General features: G+C 48.1%; 14 protein-coding genes. 12 read left to right on the top strand and 2 right to left on the bottom strand.

Translation table 11 applies throughout. The features are described 5' to 3' along the window. The first annotated feature begins 77 nt into the window (after window positions 1-77). The 3 genes from tal to HMPREF2661_RS10340 all read left to right on the top strand — a co-directional run bounded on the left by tal (window position 78) and on the right by HMPREF2661_RS10340 (window position 3,147). Entirely contained in the window at window positions 78-1,133 is a 1,056-nt protein-coding gene (tal, locus tag HMPREF2661_RS10350; protein WP_070823722.1) for a transaldolase, read from the top strand. 152 nt (window positions 1,134-1,285) lie between these two features. Further along, on the top strand, window positions 1,286-2,173 hold the full coding sequence (gluQRS, locus tag HMPREF2661_RS10345) for a tRNA glutamyl-Q(34) synthetase GluQRS (protein ID WP_070823721.1): 888 nt from the start codon (window positions 1,286-1,288) through the stop codon (window positions 2,171-2,173). 239 nt (window positions 2,174-2,412) lie between these two features. Then, window positions 2,413-3,147: a LytR/AlgR family response regulator transcription factor gene (locus HMPREF2661_RS10340; RefSeq protein WP_049348785.1), complete on the top strand. Its 735-nt coding sequence runs from the start codon at window positions 2,413-2,415 to the stop codon at window positions 3,145-3,147. 272 nt (window positions 3,148-3,419) lie between these two features. Here the strand turns inward: HMPREF2661_RS10340 and pilC are convergent, their stop codons facing one another. Beyond that, window positions 3,420-6,782, bottom strand: a complete 3,363-nt coding sequence (gene pilC / locus HMPREF2661_RS10335) for a PilC family type IV pilus tip adhesin (RefSeq protein ID WP_234398639.1) — start codon at window positions 6,780-6,782, stop codon at window positions 3,420-3,422. 499 nt (window positions 6,783-7,281) lie between these two features. Here pilC and carA point away from each other — a divergent pair, with 499 nt between their 5' ends. Continuing rightward, on the top strand, window positions 7,282-8,412 hold the full coding sequence (gene carA / locus HMPREF2661_RS10330) for a glutamine-hydrolyzing carbamoyl-phosphate synthase small subunit (protein WP_003748325.1): 1,131 nt from the start codon (window positions 7,282-7,284) through the stop codon (window positions 8,410-8,412). A gap of 92 nt (window positions 8,413-8,504) precedes the next feature. Beyond that, window positions 8,505-8,762 (top strand): SemiSWEET family transporter, encoded by a 258-nt coding sequence (locus tag HMPREF2661_RS10325; RefSeq protein ID WP_003748323.1) that lies wholly within the window; start codon window positions 8,505-8,507, stop codon window positions 8,760-8,762. Between the two features lie 68 nt (window positions 8,763-8,830). Here HMPREF2661_RS10325 and HMPREF2661_RS11650 read toward each other — a convergent pair whose 3' ends face one another. Beyond that, on the bottom strand, window positions 8,831-9,001 hold the full coding sequence (locus HMPREF2661_RS11650) for a hypothetical protein (protein WP_161800351.1): 171 nt from the start codon (window positions 8,999-9,001) through the stop codon (window positions 8,831-8,833). 121 nt (window positions 9,002-9,122) lie between these two features. Between HMPREF2661_RS11650 and HMPREF2661_RS10320 the strand changes: the two genes are divergently transcribed. The 7 genes from HMPREF2661_RS10320 to yacG all read left to right on the top strand — a co-directional run bounded on the left by HMPREF2661_RS10320 (window position 9,123) and on the right by yacG (window position 18,364). Next, complete coding sequence (locus HMPREF2661_RS10320; RefSeq protein ID WP_003748321.1) at window positions 9,123-10,028, top strand: hypothetical protein; 906 nt, start codon at window positions 9,123-9,125, stop codon at window positions 10,026-10,028. A 28-nt stretch (window positions 10,029-10,056) separates the two neighbouring features. Next, window positions 10,057-13,272, top strand: coding sequence for a carbamoyl-phosphate synthase large subunit (gene carB, locus HMPREF2661_RS10315; RefSeq protein WP_070823717.1), 3,216 nt, complete (start codon window positions 10,057-10,059; stop codon window positions 13,270-13,272). Window positions 13,273-13,675: 403 nt separating this feature from the next. Continuing rightward, on the top strand, window positions 13,676-15,355 hold the full coding sequence (pilB, locus tag HMPREF2661_RS10310; protein ID WP_036493391.1) for a type IV-A pilus assembly ATPase PilB: 1,680 nt from the start codon (window positions 13,676-13,678) through the stop codon (window positions 15,353-15,355). Window positions 15,356-15,434: 79 nt separating this feature from the next. Beyond that, on the top strand, window positions 15,435-16,676 hold the full coding sequence (locus HMPREF2661_RS10305) for a type II secretion system F family protein (RefSeq protein WP_070823714.1): 1,242 nt from the start codon (window positions 15,435-15,437) through the stop codon (window positions 16,674-16,676). A gap of 1 nt (window position 16,677) precedes the next feature. Then, window positions 16,678-17,565: a prepilin peptidase gene (locus HMPREF2661_RS10300; protein WP_070823712.1), complete on the top strand. Its 888-nt coding sequence runs from the start codon at window positions 16,678-16,680 to the stop codon at window positions 17,563-17,565. Beyond that, window positions 17,565-18,185: a dephospho-CoA kinase gene (gene coaE, locus HMPREF2661_RS10295; RefSeq protein WP_070823709.1), complete on the top strand. Its 621-nt coding sequence runs from the start codon at window positions 17,565-17,567 to the stop codon at window positions 18,183-18,185. Before HMPREF2661_RS10300 ends, coaE begins: the two co-directional genes overlap by 1 nt. Continuing rightward, entirely contained in the window at window positions 18,182-18,364 is a 183-nt protein-coding gene (yacG, locus tag HMPREF2661_RS10290) for a DNA gyrase inhibitor YacG (protein ID WP_070823707.1), read from the top strand. Before coaE ends, yacG begins: the two co-directional genes overlap by 4 nt. The last annotated feature ends 62 nt before the right edge of the window (window positions 18,365-18,426 follow it).

The following is an 18,426-nucleotide window of genomic DNA, read 5'->3' as shown; positions in this document are numbered from 1 at the left end:
AACTGTTCAAATTCATCGAATCGGCGTAGCATTACCGCCACTTCACAAACAAACCTATTATGTAAAAGGAATCAGAGATGACTATTTTATCGGACGTTAAAGCATTAGGACAACAAATCTGGTTGGACAACCTCTCCCGTTTGCTGGTACAAAGCGGCGAATTGGCCGAAATGCTCAAACAGGGCGTGTGCGGCGTAACTTCCAATCCTGCCATTTTCCAAAAAGCCTTTGCAGGCGATGCCCTGTACGCCGACGAAGTAGCCGCGCTCAAACAGCAAGACCTGACCCCGAAACAACGCTACGAAACCATGGCGGTTGCCGACGTACAAGCCGCTTGCGACGTATGCCTTGCCGAACACGAATCCACCGGCGGCAAAACCGGCTTCGTCAGCCTCGAAGTTTCGCCCGAATTATCCAAAGACGCGCAAGGCACGGTTGAAGAAGCGCGCCGCCTGCACGCCGCCATCGGCCGTAAAAATGCCATGATTAAAGTACCGGCAACCGACGAAGGCATCGAAGCGCTTGAAACCCTCGTTTCAGACGGCATCAGCGTCAACCTGACCCTGCTTTTCTCCCGTGCCCAAACCCTCAAAGCCTATGCGGCCTACGCGCGCGGCATTGCCAAACGTTTGGAGGCGGGACACGACGTTTCCCATATCCACGTTGTCGCCAGCTTCTTTATTTCCCGTGTCGATGCTGCGTTGGACGCCACCCTGCCCGACCACCTCAAAGGCAAAGTCGCCATCGCGCTGGCCAAAGCCGCCTATCAAGATTGGGCGCAATACTTCGGCAGCAGCGAATTTGCCGCACTTGCCGAAAAAGGTGCCAACCGCGTACAACTTTTGTGGGCATCCACCGGCGTGAAAAACCCTGCCTATCCTGACACGTTGTACGTTGACAGCCTGATTGGCGCCCATACCGTCAACACCGTTCCCGATGCGACACTCAAAGCCTTTATCGACCACGGCACCGCCAAAGCCACATTGACCGAAGGTGTGGACGAAGCCCAAGCGCAGCTTGCCGAAACCGCCAAACTTGGCATTGATGTCGAAACTTTGGCAACGCGTTTGCAGGAAGACGGTTTGAAACAATTTGAAGATGCTTTCGCCAAACTACTGGCTCCCTTGGCTTAAGCGGATTGAACAGACGGCCGAGAAACTTAAATCATTTTGAAAAGTCTCAGGCCGTCTGAAACCCAAATTCGGGCGTGTACGGCACGCCCTTTTCTATCACGATTTAAATACCGTGCAGGCATACCGCCCCTGCCCTACACAAACACCCTGCCATGTATATAGGACGTTTCGCCCCCAGCCCTACCGGCCTGCTTCATATCGGCTCCCTGCTGACCGCCGTCGCCTCCTATGCCGACGCGCGCGCCCATCAGGGCAAATGGCTGGTCCGCATTGAAGACCTTGACCCCCCTCGCGAAATGCCCGGCGCCGCTGCCGACATTTTGCGCACGCTTGAGGCTTTCGGTTTTGAGTGGGACGGCGAAGTCGCCTATCAAAGCCGCCGTTACGGCCTGTATCAAGACACACTCGACCGCCTCAAAGCAGCCGGGCTGGTGTATCCCTGCTATTGCAGCCGCAAAGACTGGCAGGCGGCGGCAACTCAGGGCGCAGACGGATTTGTGTACAACGGCCGTTGCCGCGTTCCTCAGCAAAGACCCGACACGCAAAACAAAACGCCGGCATGGCGCATTCAAGTTCCCAATCGCGTGATCGGTTTTTCAGACGGCATTGTCGGGCATTACGCACAAAATCTGGCACACGACATCGGCGATTTTGTCCTGCTTCGCGCCGACGGCTATTGGGCCTATCAGCTTGCCGTGGTTGCCGACGATGCCGATCAAGGCATAACGCATATTGTCCGTGGTCAGGACTTGCTCGTTTCCACGCCGCGCCAAATCTATCTGCAACAATGCCTCGGCGTTCCCACGCCGTCCTACGCCCACCTGCCGCTATTAACCAACAACCAAGGGCAAAAATGGTCGAAACAAACCCTTGCCCCGGCTTTGGATTTGAATCAAAAAGAACAACTCCTCCGCCAAGTCCTGACCTACCTCAACCTACCCGAAGCACCCGCCGTAAACCGGCCGCAAGAATTACTCGATTGGGCGGTGGCGCACTGGCAAATGAGCAAAATCCCAAAATCGTCCATTATCACGAAATAAATTAGCACGATTACAACAAAATTACTCTAGGTATTACAATATTTCATAAAATTATGTAAGTAATCTTCAGATTCATTCCAAATCACGCCCAAGAAGCGAAAAATCATGTATATTTTAAAAATTTCCTAAAATTGTTGCGAAGTGATAATTTCAAGATTGCAACAACATACGGCTGGCGCGTTATTGAGGATGACAAAGCGCGGCAGATCTCCCACGATACAACAAAAAGAAATACCGCTATGCCAAGTGCCATTATTGTAGAAGACGAAGTATTAGCAGCAGAACGCTTGCGTGTATTATTGGAAGAATGCAATGTCGTACTGCTCAACGTCTTTCACCATGCCATGCCAGCATTGGAGTGGCTGAGTGTCCACGAAGTCGACATCGTCTTTGCCGACATCGGCATGCCGGAAATTGACGGTCTCGAGTTTGTCGAACGCATTAAGCGTACCGCCAAACGCCAGCCGGAAATTGTATTCACCACAGCCTACGAAGAACACGCCCTGCGCGCGTTTGAGCTGGCTGCCGCAGACTATCTGCTCAAACCAATCAAAATGACCCGCCTGCAAACCGCGCTTGACCGCATCATCGAGAAAAACCGCGAAAAAGCAGACAGTTTCACCCATTTCAAAGTGTACAACCGCGAGCGCATGGTTGAAATCCCCTGGCAACAGGCGCGTTATCTGATGGCGGAACACAAAACCGTCTATCTGTTTACCGGCGACGGTCAAAGCTTCGAATTACCGAAAACATTGGTTTACTGGGAAGAATTACTGGGTGACAAAGTCATCCGCATCCACCGCAACGCCCTCGTCTTCCGCCACACCCTCGACAGCCTGATTCGATTGGACGATGACGAAAACGACGAATACGCATCCACATGGGGCGCAAAAATTCTCGATATCCCGACCCCGTTGCCCGTCAGCCGCCGACAACTGTCCACCCTGCGGAAAATCATTAAAAACAGCATCTAAATGTTCTCTTTGACTCGCTCTTTTTAAATCAAAGGCCGTCTGAAAATATCTTTTCAGACGGCCTTTTAACTTCTCAGCCAAATAGTAGAAAATTAAAAAAGAATAGCCCAAGTCTGTCGTTTAGCTCTATCAAGCTTTCAATTTGATCAAACCTTGTTATATCCACAAACAAGGTTTTCTATTTTTTTAATCCAATTTCTCTCAATTACTACCACTCAACAGAAAAGGCCGTCTGAAACATTCAGACGGCCTCGATACTCAAGCCTTACCGATTAAAAGAACAATTCACGCCAGCTGATGCGTTTGAGTCCGCATTTCCGGCCTTCTACTTTCAGACTGTGCATCTTATCAGAGTTGGTCAACAGACTGCGCTCGGCTTGGGTTGCAAAACATTTATTGTTTGGCACGCTCGGCGTAGCGTTCAACTCTTTATCCGTGCCCGTGCCGCCGCTATCGCCATCGGCGGTTACCGGAGAATCATCAGCCTTAGAGCCATTCAGATAAGTAAAGTTGACCACACCGTCAAACACCATACCGCTGGCGTAATAGACTTGACCGTTGTTTTCACGTTTGATGAATTGGCGGTTTTTATCGGAAATACGCGCATCACGCAAACCCAAACGGCCGCCGTTTTCAGCATTTACACCCAGAATAATCGTTTTCGCAGTCGTTTGTGTGGACGTACTGTCCGGCAAACAAACATCGGTACTGGAAGAGTCAGTATGAATTGTTTTGGTTTCATACTTGCGGATGGTCACGACGGCTGTACGCAAAATCATCGTCGGTTTGACAGTCACACGTTCATTCGGATCTAAAGTCAGACTCCAGCCTTTTTTACCTTCACCAACCTTATTATCGCCGACGTAAATGTGTTCACCGTCACTTTCTCTGGTTTGCTGTTCCAACTCACTGCTGTTTGCCAAAACTGCTTTATCAGATACATCATCGTAAATACCGTAAACGGCATTGATTTGACCGTTGGTATTATTCAATTCATTCTGATAAATCTCGCTACCCGTACCAAAAATAACGACATACTTATCTTTACTGCGGCGCGATACCGCAGGCGCAGACGTAATCGGTTGATTACCCGAGCCTTGGAAGATCATTTGCGCAGACCATTCAGACGGCGTTTCGCCACTCAAGTCAAAGCGGAACATATTGCCGTAACGGTCGCCGGCATAAGCAATATCGACAATACCGTCAAAATCGGTATCTACTAAAGTAGGGGTAGAGAGGCCGCCTTTACCATTGGGTGCAGGAATTTTAGCCAAGAGTTCACCGGCTTTAGAAGAAGAAACATTAGTGCCAGTATTTTTCGTCCCAGCCTCTTTGCCTGTCATATCATAGACATATAAAGCCGTTTCATTATCGGCACTGTTCACATCTTCAGTACGATAGCCGCTGGCCAAGAAGCCTGCATAACGCACATTCGATTCCAGATTAACCGGAGTAGCATTGCGTTTAATGGAAACACGGCCGATTTGTGTCGAACCAATGGTATAGCCCAACTTATTGCCAGAGCCTTTTTCTGTTTCAAACAAAAGTACAGTCGTATTCCAAACACTACGATCACTGTTCGCCACTGCACCGATATTCAACGCATACGCACCGCGTCCACCCTGACCCATCGCACCAAACATAAAGGTTTGCTTATCAGGTGTTTGGCGGAGAACAAAGCCACCATTGACCATATAGCGGTGTGGCGTGCTGGAGCCGTAACCATCGCGAGCGACATCCTTCAGAACCTTGCCCAAAGTTGTCGCTTGGCCTTGATCGTCCTCGCGTTCCATGCCTGCCGGAATATAGCTGAGTTTCAAGTCATAAGGATTGCTAGGCGTATCATTACGGAAAATATGTACCATGCCGTCATTGGCAGCGGCGACCAAAAACTCTTGACGGCCTTTATCCTTATTCCCAATAGCAGCAACCGAACCATCTAAGATATCGCCCAAATTACGTTCATCTTTATTTGGATCATTAGGGTCAGTCGGACGGATGCGATAAGACTGGTTATAACCTTTTGCCTCTGCATCCGCTTTGATGGTTTCATCACTACCTGCTCGGCCAGTCCATTTCAGCAATGCATTTTTCCATTCCAACTTATCTTTCGCACTGCCGTCTGAAATGCCAAAATCGGCATTTGAAGCCTCATTATCTGCAACGCTATCGATGAAATAGGTTTTCCTGCCATCATTAACCAAAGTAAGGCGGTTATTAAATGATGGCTGGTCAAACTTTGTCGTATTGATAGGCGTACCATCGCGGTTTAATTTATAAAACCGCAACTGACTGCTCCAAGAGCCGGTATTCAAATGAACCGTTGCCGCCATATCGGGAATACCGCTACTGGTCGTTGCCGGTGCGGTTGAAGATGCTCCTTCAAATTTCGTATTTTTGCTGTCATTTTCAATATTATCGACGATGGTTTTAAAGGCTTCAAGCAAATCTTCTTTTTTCGTGGCATTAAAATACCAGTCTGGACGGCTTGCACCCTTTTCTAGATATTCTCGTCCGACCTCAGAGATCCCCTCACCAAAGCCCACAGTAAAAGTCTGTACCAATTGTTTGCTGTAATCTACGCCTTTGGGATCGCTTGGATCACCATCCCAGCTCTTACCGGCATCATCTAAGCCGTCTTTTGCTGTTTTGATGTCTTTTTCTGCCAAAGTCCGGCTAAAGAAACGCAGACCGCGTTTTTCATCTTTATAGTTTCTATCCCAATAAGGAACAATGATTTCGCCGGCAGCTACCCATATATTTCTCTTATAAAAAGGACTATACTCACGCGCATATTTGCTAGATTGACATAACAATTTTCTTTCGTTCTCAGGTAAGAATGACTCATATTGATAAATTGGAAAATCAAAATATCCTTTGAATCCATGCCTATCGTCAAATAATTTACCTAGCCCATATGCATCATCAATAGTCTTCACTTCAGACGGCCCAAAATATTGGTATGCAAGTGTATTTGCACTACGTTCAATACGATGGTAATAGTTTGAATAGTAATAATCCCGATCATAGTTGAAGTTAGTATTACGAGATAAGCGAGGATCTTCGCCTGGAACCTGGTTACTACAACTCATATTGGCATCACCGTCCGACATCACAATCACATAAGACTTCTGACAACGGTATTTGATGTTGGGCATCACAAAGTTTTTGACTACTTCATAGTAGCGACGTGTGATTGGCGTAGCATGGCCGGGATCAATACCATCTACCCTCCTTTGAACATCCTTCCAATCATCGGTAAAACCCTCCTCATCTAGAGTATCAGTACGACCATTGTTATGCAGAGTTTGCAAACCCCACTGGAATCGTTGTTTTTCGCCATACTCTTTCAATACCGATTTTAGGGCCTCCTTAGTAATCGTTATTCTTTTATCAGCCCATACAGATGTTTCCTTACCTTGTACATTCCATTGCATACTGCCCGAGTCATCAATCAAAAACATAATATTGTGTTTGACTTTGGGTTGGCCGCTGACGGCAGTTTCGTTTTGCAGGTAAAACGGGACTTTGGCAAATTGCTGCGTATTTGCCTGAACGGAAAAGCTGATAAGCGCTAAAGCAGAAGCGACGCTTGCATGAATGAGGCGATGGCGGCCTGATGGAGCGTTTTGCATAATGTGTTCTTTTTTCATCGGATAATCTCAGCTAAAAATGACATTGTTTTTATTTTTTATAAGGCTACGATTTTAGCATAAACAACCTGTTCCATGTTTGATTCAGCTGAATTTCCCTACGCCTGCATTTCAAACACAACAAAAATGAAACAATCTGCCTGATCAGTTTTCAGACGGCCAGACTGGATATTTAGTTCAACCTTACTCATCAAGCATTCCAAAAGCAAGGGGTTGTCCCATAAAGGCAAAACATTTTTAAATTATCGACTCCTTGCTCTATGCTTGAAATTCCTATCATTTTGACTTAAAATACACTGCTTCTACGGCATAGACCGCTATGTCTGAAAAAGCACGTTACACAGCAAAATCAAAGCTGCGGAGCGTGTTTTTTTTTAGCCGAGATTTCCGAAGGCTGTCTTTTTTGTAAACAATTTTATTTTTCAGACGGCCCGACCCATTTTTTTCGAACCGACCATCATCAGGCAAACAGGATTCCATCATGACCACTCCGGCTCTTCTCGTTCTCGCTGACGGCAGCGTATTTCACGGCACATCAATCGGTTACGAAGGTTCGACTTCCGGCGAAGTCGTGTTCAACACTTCCATGACCGGCTATCAAGAAATCCTGACCGACCCTTCCTACTGCAAACAAATCGTTACCCTCACCTACCCCCACATCGGCAATACCGGCACCAACGCCGAAGACGAAGAAAGCCGCAGCGTTTATGCCGCAGGCTTGATTATCCGCGACCTACCGCTCTTGCACAGCAACTTCCGCGCCTCCGAAAGCCTGCACGACTATTTGGTACGCAACAAAACCGTCGCCATCGCCGACATCGACACCCGCCGCCTGACCACCCTGTTGCGCGAAAAAGGCTCGCAAGGCGGTGCAATCTTGACCGGTGCAGATGCCACCGTTGAAAAAGCACAAGAACTGATTGCCGCATTCGGCAGCATGGTCGGCAAAGACTTGGCCAAAGAAGTTTCCTGCACAGAAACTTACGAATGGACCGAAGGCGAATGGGAATTGGGCAAAGGTTTCGTTACCCCTGCCGAACAGCCTTACCACGTCGTCGCCTACGATTTCGGCGTCAAAACCAACATCCTGCGCATGCTTGCCTCACGCGGCTGCCGCCTGACCGTCGTTCCGGCTCAAACCAGCGCGGAAGATGTCTTGGCACTCAATCCTGACGGCGTATTCCTGTCCAACGGCCCCGGCGACCCCGAGCCTTGCGACTACGCCATCAAAGCCGTACAAAAACTGATGGAAAGCGGCAAACCGATTTTCGGCATTTGCTTGGGACACCAGCTGATCAGCCTCGCCATTGGCGCGAAAACCCTGAAAATGCGCTTCAGCCACCACGGCGCCAACCACCCGGTACAAGATTTGGACAGCGGCAAAGTCGTCATTACCAGCCAAAACCACGGCTTCGCCGTCGATGCAGACACCCTGCCCGCCAACGCACGCATTACCCACAAATCCTTGTTTGACAACACCTTGCAAGGCATCGAACTGACCGACAAACCCGTGTTCTGCTTCCAAGGTCACCCGGAAGCCAGCCCCGGCCCGCAGGATGTCGGCTATCTGTTCGACAAATTCATTGACAATATGAAAGCGGCGAAGCAATAAAGCGAATTTTTCAGACGGCCGTCAAATCCGGCAGGCCGTCTGAAAATCAAGCAGTTCAAAACCCTGTAACTCAAGTCAGAAAGGAAACTCCCATGACTGAAAAACAAATGCGCATCCTCTCCGTAGTCGCCACCCTGGCCGCCGTCGGTATGTACGTTTCTTATATCCCGCAAATCCAAAACAACCTTGCCGGCAACCCCGGCTCGCCGTTGCAACCCCTCGTCGCCGCCATCAACTGCACATTATGGTTTGCCTACGGCTTTTTGAAAGAAAAACGCGACTACCCCATCATACTGGCAAACGCCCCCGGTATCATTTTGGGTTTGATTACGTTTGTCACTAGTTTTTAAGGAAGTTTTCAGACGGCCTGTGCAACATAAAAACGCAAAAGGTCGTCTGAAAAAGAATGCCCGAAATATCAACAGCAGGAATTTTTCAGGCGGCCTTTATCGCAAGGCATATGGAACAAACGCCGCGAGCGTTTTTTCAGACGACCTTTGAACCCGTCGATAGGGTGTGTGCCGCAAGGTACGCACGCGGTGGGTTGAGGTTGCAGGGAAAATGGAGAACGCGTGCGTGCGTACCGCACACACCCTACATGCGGGCTATGGCTTACTCTCAAGAAGAGTCAACTAATTTTCAGATAACTTTTAAAGCAATAAAAGATCATTCAACTCTATATATACATTACTGCATCTTAAAGACTTATCATGATTACTTTAAAAAAAGATAGAAACTTAGTTTACATAAAAAACTGGTCTGACTTAGAAGAAATGGCTGGTTTTAGAAGAGAGATAAATCCAGAAGAAACCAAATTAAAAGAAATTATAGGTCAGTATAGTGGAGAACATGGAAAAGTTATATGTGGATTGAAAAATTGCCACACCCAACATCAAAATGGTTACATTGTAGTATCTACTGATGGACATATTACAAATATTGGAAAAGATTGTGGTGAAAAATATTTTGGGGTTGATTTTAAAACTATGTCATCGAAATTAACTCAAGATATCAAAGACTACACTAATCGAGAAGAATTACATACCTTCAATTTAAACAACTTAAATGAATGGTGTGAGACACGACTTAAAATTGCAAAAAATATTAATCGATATATTAGTCAATTAAGAGATGGCAAAGAAATTCCGGAAACTGTTCGAAAAAAAATTTCAAAAATGTCTAGAGATAGGACTTATCAAATAACAATTGAAAGAGAACTGACAGAAAAAGAAAAAGCTATCTACGAAAATATAGGTAGGACCGGAATTAAATATATCGAAGAAAATATAGCTACAGTTTCTGGTATAGAAGCAATGTATGATCAGAATAATTTAAAACTTCTAATTACTGATACACTAAAAAAATTTATAGAAAATTTCCCAATAGATAAAATTGATTTATTATCATCCAAAGACTTAGCATATTGGGCAAAGGAAGTAAAAGAAATTCCAAATTTAAAAAATAAAATAGATACCGCCATTAAATTTTGCGTTAATTTCCTAACCTTTGAGAATTTATTGCCATTTGAAAAAATTATTGAGAAACAGGAGGAAGTTGCAGAATGGCATAACTTTCTCAATTCATTGAAAACATTACCTTCAGTTAAAATAGATTAACTTTAGACTTAATCCAACAGGAAACATCATGCCTAAACGTACCGACCTAAAATCCATCCTTATCATCGGCGCCGGCCCTATCGTTATCGGTCAGGCCTGCGAATTTGACTATTCGGGCGCACAGGCCTGCAAAGCCTTGCGTGAAGAAGGCTATAAAGTCATTCTGGTGAATTCCAACCCCGCCACCATCATGACCGACCCTGAAATGGCGGATGTTACCTACATCGAGCCGATTATGTGGCAGACGGTGGAGAAGATTATCGCCAAAGAGCGTCCTGATGCGATTCTGCCCACGATGGGCGGTCAGACTGCGCTGAACTGTGCGCTGGATTTGGCGCGCAACGGCGTGTTGGCGAAATACAATGTTGAATTAATCGGTGCAACCGAAGACGCGATTGACAAGGCGGAAGACCGCGGCCGCTTTAAAGAAGCGATGGAAAAAATCGGTTTGTCTTGCCCGAAATCTTTTGTCTGCCACACCATGAACGAGGCTTTGGCAGCGCAAGAACAGGTCGGCTTCCCTACTCTGATTCGCCCTTCTTTCACCATGGGCGGTTCGGGCGGCGGCATTGCCTACAACAAAGACGAGTTTTTGGCGATTTGCGAACGCGGTTTTGATGCATCGCCTACTCATGAGTTGCTGATTGAGCAATCCGTTCTCGGCTGGAAAGAGTACGAAATGGAAGTTGTACGCGATAAAAACGACAACTGCATCATCATTTGCTCGATTGAAAACTTCGACCCGATGGGCGTGCATACCGGCGACTCCATCACTGTTGCACCTGCACAAACATTGACCGACAAAGAATACCAAATCATGCGTAATGCTTCGTTGGCAGTATTGCGCGAAATCGGCGTGGATACCGGCGGCTCAAACGTTCAGTTTGCAGTAAACCCTGAAAACGGCGAGATGATTGTCATTGAGATGAACCCGCGCGTAAGCCGTTCTTCCGCGTTGGCATCTAAAGCAACCGGCTTCCCGATTGCGAAGGTGGCGGCGAAACTGGCTGTCGGTTTTACGCTGGACGAGTTGCGCAACGACATTACCGGCGGCCGCACCCCAGCTTCGTTCGAGCCTTCTATCGACTATGTCGTGACCAAAATCCCGCGTTTTGCGTTTGAAAAATTCCCCGCTGCAGACGACCGCCTGACCACGCAGATGAAATCGGTGGGCGAAGTAATGGCGATGGGCCGTACCATTCAAGAAAGCTTCCAAAAAGCCCTGCGCGGTTTGGAAACCGGCTTGTGCGGCTTCAACCCTCGCAGCGAAGACAAAGCGGAAATCCGCCGCGAACTGGCCAACCCTGGCCCTGAACGTATGCTGTTTGTGGCAGACGCGTTCCGCGCGGGCTTCACGCTGGAAGAAATCCACGAAATCTGTGCCATCGACCCTTGGTTCTTGGCGCAAATCGAAGACTTGGTAAAAGAAGAAAAATCGGTTTCAGACGGCCAGTTGCAAGACTTGGATTATGCTGCTTTACGTCGTCTGAAACGCAAAGGCTTCTCTGACAAACGTTTGGCACAATTGTTGAACGTAAGCGAAAAAGAAGTCCGCGAACACCGCTACGCGCTGAAACTGCATCCAGTTTACAAACGCGTCGATACCTGTGCCGCCGAGTTTGCCACCGAAACCGCCTACCTCTACTCCACTTACGAAGAGGAATGCGAATCCCATCCTTCCGACCGTAAAAAAGTGATGATTCTCGGCGGCGGCCCAAACCGTATCGGCCAAGGTATTGAATTTGACTACTGCTGCGTTCATGCCGCACTCGCCCTGCGCGAATCGGGCTTTGAAACGATTATGGTGAACTGCAACCCCGAAACCGTATCCACCGACTTCGACACCAGCGATCGCCTGTACTTCGAGCCGCTGACCTTGGAAGACGTATTGGAAATCGTCCGCACCGAAAACCCATGGGGCGTGATTGTTCATTACGGCGGCCAAACCCCGCTCAAACTGGCTAATGCATTGGTTGAAAACGGCGTAAACATCATCGGTACATCTGCCGACAGCATCGACGCCGCCGAAGACCGCGAACGCTTCCAAAAAGTATTGAACGACTTAGGTCTGCGTCAACCGCCTAACCGCATCGCCCACAACGAAGAAGAAGCCCTCGTTAAAGCCGAAGAAATCGGTTATCCGTTGGTTGTCCGTCCTTCTTACGTACTCGGCGGCCGCGCCATGCAGATTGTTCACTCTGCCGAAGAGTTGCAAAAATACATGCGTGAAGCCGTACAAGTTTCCGAAGACAGCCCCGTATTACTCGACTTCTTCTTGAACAACGCCATCGAAGTCGATGTAGACTGCGTTTCAGACGGCCAAGATGTCGTTATCGGCGGCATCATGCAACACGTCGAACAAGCAGGTATCCACTCCGGCGACTCCGGCTGCTCATTGCCTCCATACTCATTGGACGAAGAGATTCAAGACGAAATCCGCCGTCAAACCAAAGCCATGGCATACGCACTGGGCGTAGTCGGCTTGATGAACGTACAGTTTGCCGTACAAGACGGCGTGGTCTTCGTATTGGAAGTAAACCCACGCGCCAGCCGTACCGTACCGTTCGTATCCAAAGCCACCGGCGTACCGCTTGCCAAAGTCGGCGCACGCGTGATGGCAGGCATTTCGCTGAAAGAGCAAGGCGTAGAAAAAGAAGTTATCCCGGACTTCTACGCCGTTAAAGAAGCCGTGTTCCCATTCATCAAATTCCCGGGTGTGGACACCATTCTCGGCCCTGAAATGCGCTCTACCGGCGAAGTCATGGGCGTGGGCGCAAGCTTCGGCGAAGCCTACTTCAAAGCCCAACTCGGCGCAGGCGAACGTTTGAGCACAACCGGCAAAATCTTCCTCGCCGTACGCGACGAAGACAAACCGCTCATCGTCAAAACCGCACAAAACTTCCAAGCACTCGGCTACGGTGTCTGCGCCACACGCGGTACCGCCGAATACTTGAAAGAACACGGCATCATCGTACAAGCGGTCAACAAAGTGCAGGAAGGCCGCCCACACATCGTGGACGCCATTAAAAACGGCGAAATCGCCCTGGTGGTCAACACCGTCGGCAGCACAGTGCAATCTGTTACCGACAGCCACAGCATCCGCCGCACTTCCCTCACCCAACGCGTACCGCAATACACCACCATCGCCGGCGGCGAAGCCATGAGCGAAGGCGCAAAAAGCCGCGAACACTTGGGCGTGTACAGCGTACAGGAATTGCATGGCCGCCTGAAAAACAAGGCCTAATCAATCCTATCGGATTTAAATAGCTAAAAGGCCGTCTGAAACCTGATTGCTCAGTTTCAGACGGCCTTTTCATATTTCCAGTTCCAACCGTCTATCCATCAAAACAACCTTTTCTGCCGTCTCCCGACAAGCGATAGCAACATGAAATATAATTTCGTTATTGATTGGATTCATATGACAAAATTGTTGTTTTTTCATCATCATCCCAAAATATTGAGTTTAACGCCTATTCTCCTTGCTTTATAATGGCCGTCTGAAAGAAAAATACAATTAAAGCAGAAGCATGTCTTTGCAACTTAAGCAGATTTGCATAATTAACCATATGCTTTAATCATAATAATGATAAAATAATACGGCTTTCCTCTAAATTAAAGGGAAAACTGCACAAGAAACGGAAAATAAAATGAGTGTCGGATTATTGCGTGTTTTGGTTCAAAGCCAAACCATCTCAAATCAACAAGCGGAACATTACAACAGCCTTTTACAATCGGGCAAAGAAATCCTGCCCGACTTGTTTTCAGACGGCATCATCACCCCTAAAGCCTTGGGCGAATTGGTTGCGCGCGTTTTCAGCTATCCCCTTTTGGATTTACACTACTATCCGCGCAATAATGTAGTCAGCGACATTCTAACGGAAGAGCAAATGGTGCAAAACCGTTGCGTTCCAATTTTCAAACGCGGACGCAAGGTTTATTTCGCCGTATCTGATCCGACTCAAATCCAAAACTTCCAAAAAATCGCTTTTTCTTCAGGTCTAAGCGTTGATTTGGTGGTAGTTCCCGATGACCAACTCAGCTCCTTGCTGGAATGGTTGGGTCAGCGTTCGACCACCATTCTGAAAGAAATCAACGAAGAACATGAAGCAACGCAGCAATCTCAGTCGCTTTATATCGATAATGAAGAGGCTGAAGACGGCCCTATCCCTCGCTTCATCCACAAAACCTTATCCGATGCCCTAAACGCAGGCGCATCGGACATCCACTTTGAATTCTACGAGCAAATGGCGCGCGTCCGTTTCCGCGTGGACGGACAGTTGCGCGAAGTCGTACAGCCGCCTGTCGCCGTGCGCGGTCAGTTGGCCTCGCGCATCAAAGTGATGGCGCGTTTGGATATTTCTGAAAAACGTATTCCGCAAGACGGCAGAATTCAAATTGCCTTCCACAAACACGGCCGTCCGATTGACTTCCGTGTCAGCACTTTGCCGACGCTGTTTGGCGAAAAAGTGGTAATGCGTATCCTAAATTCCGATGGTACATCGCTCAATATCGACCAGCTCGGTTTAGAGCCTTTCCAAAAAGAAATGCTGCTTGAGGCCATCAACCGCCCTTACGGCATGGTGTTGGTTACCGGCCCGACAGGCTCGGGTAAAACCGTTTCGCTCTATACCTGCCTAAGTATTTTGAACACGGAAGATGTGAACATTTCAACAGCAGAGGATCCGGCCGAGATTAACCTGCCGGGCGTCAACCAAGTCAACGTCAATGAAAAACAAGGCCTGACGTTTGCCACCGCACTCCGATCCTTCTTGCGTCAAGATCCTGATATTATTATGGTCGGCGAGATCCGCGACTTGGAAACCGCCGACATCGCCATTAAAGCCGCCCAAACCGGCCACATGGTTTTCTCTACCCTGCATACCAATAATGCACCGGCCACGCTGTCCCGCCTTTTGAACATGGGTGTGGCGCCTTTCAACATCGCCAGCTCGGTCAGCCTGATTATGGCGCAAAGGCTGTTGCGCAGACTGTGTCCAAACTGCAAACGCGAAGTGGAGCGCCCGCCGGTTCCGGCATTGAAAAAAGCCGGCTTTACCGATGCGGACTTGGCTCAAGATTGGAAACTCTACCGCCCGGTTGGTTGCGACAGCTGCCGCGGCAAAGGCTTTAAAGGCCGCGTCGGTATTTATGAAGTCATGCCGGTCAGCGATGAAATGCAAAAAGTCATTATGAACAACGGTACAGAAGTTGATATCATGAACATGGCCTATCAAGAAGGCATGGTAGACCTGCGTCGTGCCGGCCTTATGAAAGTCATGCAGGGCCTGACTTCGTTGGAAGAAGTAACTGCTCATACCAATGACTAAACTGCCATATTTTCGAAAATTACAATAAAGCGGCACGGGGAAACAGTCCGCTTTATTTCTTACTAACAAGGGATAACTCATGGCTCAAGCAGAGCAAAAAAGAAGTCTGTTCGGTTCAAGAAGCAAAGGTAAGCGTTTTACATTTGAAGGAAAAAACATCGAGACCGAACGTCTTGTCCGCGGCGAAGTAGTTGCCAAAGATGAAGAAGAGGCGCGCAAAAAACTCCAGCGTAGAGGCATTCGTCCTTTGCGTATCAGCAAAGTCAAAACCGCACGCAAACGCCGTATTACCCAAGAAGACATTACAGTGTTCACCCGCCAACTGGCAACAATGATGAAGGCAGGCTTGCCGCTGATGCAGGCTTTCGAAATCGTTGCGCGCGGCCACTCCAATCCGAGCATGACCGAAATGCTGATGCAGGTTCGCTCCGATGTCGAACAAGGTAGCGCATTGGGTAAATCGTTCTCCAAATATCCCAAATATTTCGACCGTTTCTATTGCAATTTAGTCAGCGCAGGCGAGTCCGGCGGTGTGCTGGAAAGCCTATTAGATAAACTGGCTGTCTATAAAGAAAAAACCCAAGCCATTAAGAAAAAGGTTAAAACCGCGCTGACCTACCCGATTGCCATTATCGTGGTGGCCATCGCGCTTATCTTCATCATGATGATGTTTGTACTGCCTGCCTTTAAAGAAGTTTATGCCAATATGGGTGCAGAGCTGCCAGGCCTTACCCAACTCGTCATGAGCTTGTCCGATTTATTTGTCGATTACGGCTGGATTATGATCATCCTTTTGATTGCTTCCGCCTTCGGCCTGTACAAACTCCATGAGAAATCGCCCACCTTCCAAAAGCGAATCGATGCTTTGATTTTGAGGTTGCCTATCTTCGGTACCATCGTCCGTAAAGCGACCATTGCCCGTTGGGCGCGTACGACTTCTACCCTCTTCGCGGCCGGCGTTCCTTTGGTGGAAGTATTAGATTCAGTTGCAGGCGCATCCGGCAATATTCTCTATGAAGAAGCCACTCAAGACATCCGCGCCAAGGTAACCCAAGGTCTGTCGCTGACATCCAGTATGCAAAGTACTGATATGTTCCCCAACATGGTGATTCAAATGGCGGCCATCGGCGAAGAGTCAGGCTCTTTGGATGATATGCTGAACAAAGCAGCCGAATTCTACGAAGATGAAGTAGACAACTCCGTCTCCCGATTGTCTGCCTTGATGGAACCTATCATCATGGTGGTATTGGGTTCGCTCATCGGTATTTTGCTGATTGCCATGTATCTGCCGTTGTTTAACTTGGGCAATGTCGTAGGTTGATATGCTTGATAGTATTTACTCTGCCATCGACGCCCTCTCCGTTCTTGCGCCATTCGCTATTCCTTTAGCCGTTATTTTAGGATTACTGATTGGTAGCTTTCTGAACGTCGTCATTTATCGCACGCCGATAATGATGGAGCGTGAATGGACACAATTTTCCAAAGAGCATTTGGGCATCGAGCTGACAGACGAAGAAAAACAGCCATTTAATCTGCGTAAACCAGACTCACACTGCCCAAAATGCAAAAGTCCGATCAGAATTTGGCAAAATATACCCATCCTCAGCTATGTTTTCCTAGGTGGGAAATGCCACACCTGCAAAACCCATATCAGCATACGCTATCCGTTGATTGAGCTGCTGACAGGTGTCTTATTCGGTATTGTTGCGTGGCAATACGGCTGGTCATGGGCAACTATTGGCGGATTGATTCTGACTGCCATATTGATTGCGCTGACCTTTATCGATGCCGATACGCAATATTTGCCCGACAGCCTGACTCAGCCCCTAATTTGGATCGGCCTGCTGTTTAATCTGAACGATACATTCATACCCCTTCATTCAGCCGTTTGGGGTGCAATCGCAGGCTATATGAGCCTTTATACTTTATGCGCTGTCTATAAACTTCTGACCGGTAAAATCGGCATGGGCAATGGCGATTTCAAACTTTTGGCCGCACTCGGCGCATGGCTGGGCGTAGGGATATTGCCTGTTCTGATCTTCATGGCTGCCTTAGTCGGGCTGGTGGGCGCGCTCATCGCCCGTGTCGGTAAAGGTCAGTATTTTGCTTTTGGTCCCAGCCTCGCTGTAGCAGGATGGATTATTTTGGTTGCCAATGCACCTATTACCCAACTGGTACAATGGTGGCTCATACAATCAGGATTCCGATAATGACATTATGGATAGGCTTGACCGGCGGTATCGGCAGCGGCAAATCATCTATCGCCCAAATGTTTGCCGAACTTGGCGTACCCATTATCGATGCCGATGCCATCAGCCGCTCACTGACCGCTGAAAACGGCGAAGCGCTTCCAGCCATCCGCCAGCTTTTCGGCGATGAGGTTTTTGATCATGAAGGCCGTCTGAATCGTACGGCTTTACGGGAAGAGGTTTTCAGACGGCCTCAATCTAAAAAACAACTGGAAAAGCTGCTTCTGCCATTAATCTTAAACAAAATCCAACAGCAGAAACAAAAGCTTGCTTCCTCTGCCTACGGCATTGTCGATGTCCCGCTTTTAATTGAGAATCCGGCATTTAAAGCGGAGACTGACCGCATTTTAGTTGTAGATGTTCCAGAGTCCGTCCAAATCGAACGCGTACACCAACGCAATGGTTTTTCAGAAGAGCAGACGCGCCAAATCATGGCTACCCAAGCTTCCCGATCTGACAGACTGCTTCATGCCGACGACGTATTGGACAATACTCATAGCTTGGAAGAAGCAAAAATCAAGGTTTTCCGCCTGCATCAATACTATCAATCCATTGCACAATCACTGAAAGAAACTGCATGACCACTCCTGTTGTAAAATGTCCGACCTGCCACAAAGAAGTCGTTTGGAATACTGACAGCCCCTACCGCCCTTTCTGCAGCAAACGGTGTAAACTCATTGATTTAGGCGAATGGGCACAAGAAAAATACACCGTTTCTTCAGAAGACGACCCTTTTTCAGACCTATTGGACGGCAAATAACCTACGCCGCTTCCTTCAGCCTATCCAAAACAGGCTCAAAACAGTAAAATACCCTCTTTATT

The sequence above is a fragment of the Neisseria sp. HMSC061B04 genome (genome assembly GCF_001836705.1).
Lineage (GTDB): Bacteria > Pseudomonadota > Gammaproteobacteria > Burkholderiales > Neisseriaceae > Neisseria.
The sequence above is the reverse complement of the archived record's forward strand: the minus strand, read 5'-3'. Positions and strand labels throughout refer to the sequence as shown.

Bases quoted from the DNA above. Each gene is read 5' to 3' on its own strand.
- tal (WP_070823722.1), top strand. From the start codon at position 78: ATGACTATTTTATCGGACGTTAAAGCATTAGGACAACAAATCTGGTTG.
- gluQRS (WP_070823721.1), top strand. From the start codon at position 1,286: ATGTATATAGGACGTTTCGCCCCCAGCCCTACCGGCCTGCTTCATATC.
- HMPREF2661_RS10340 (WP_049348785.1), top strand. From the start codon at position 2,413: ATGCCAAGTGCCATTATTGTAGAAGACGAAGTATTAGCAGCAGAACGC.
- pilC (WP_234398639.1), bottom strand. From the start codon at position 6,782: ATGCAAAACGCTCCATCAGGCCGCCATCGCCTCATTCATGCAAGCGTC.
- carA (WP_003748325.1), top strand. From the start codon at position 7,282: ATGACCACTCCGGCTCTTCTCGTTCTCGCTGACGGCAGCGTATTTCAC.
- HMPREF2661_RS10325 (WP_003748323.1), top strand. From the start codon at position 8,505: ATGACTGAAAAACAAATGCGCATCCTCTCCGTAGTCGCCACCCTGGCC.
- HMPREF2661_RS10320 (WP_003748321.1), top strand. From the start codon at position 9,123: ATGATTACTTTAAAAAAAGATAGAAACTTAGTTTACATAAAAAACTGG.
- carB (WP_070823717.1), top strand. From the start codon at position 10,057: ATGCCTAAACGTACCGACCTAAAATCCATCCTTATCATCGGCGCCGGC.
- pilB (WP_036493391.1), top strand. From the start codon at position 13,676: ATGAGTGTCGGATTATTGCGTGTTTTGGTTCAAAGCCAAACCATCTCA.
- HMPREF2661_RS10305 (WP_070823714.1), top strand. From the start codon at position 15,435: ATGGCTCAAGCAGAGCAAAAAAGAAGTCTGTTCGGTTCAAGAAGCAAA.
- HMPREF2661_RS10300 (WP_070823712.1), top strand. From the start codon at position 16,678: ATGCTTGATAGTATTTACTCTGCCATCGACGCCCTCTCCGTTCTTGCG.
- coaE (WP_070823709.1), top strand. From the start codon at position 17,565: ATGACATTATGGATAGGCTTGACCGGCGGTATCGGCAGCGGCAAATCA.
- yacG (WP_070823707.1), top strand. From the start codon at position 18,182: ATGACCACTCCTGTTGTAAAATGTCCGACCTGCCACAAAGAAGTCGTT.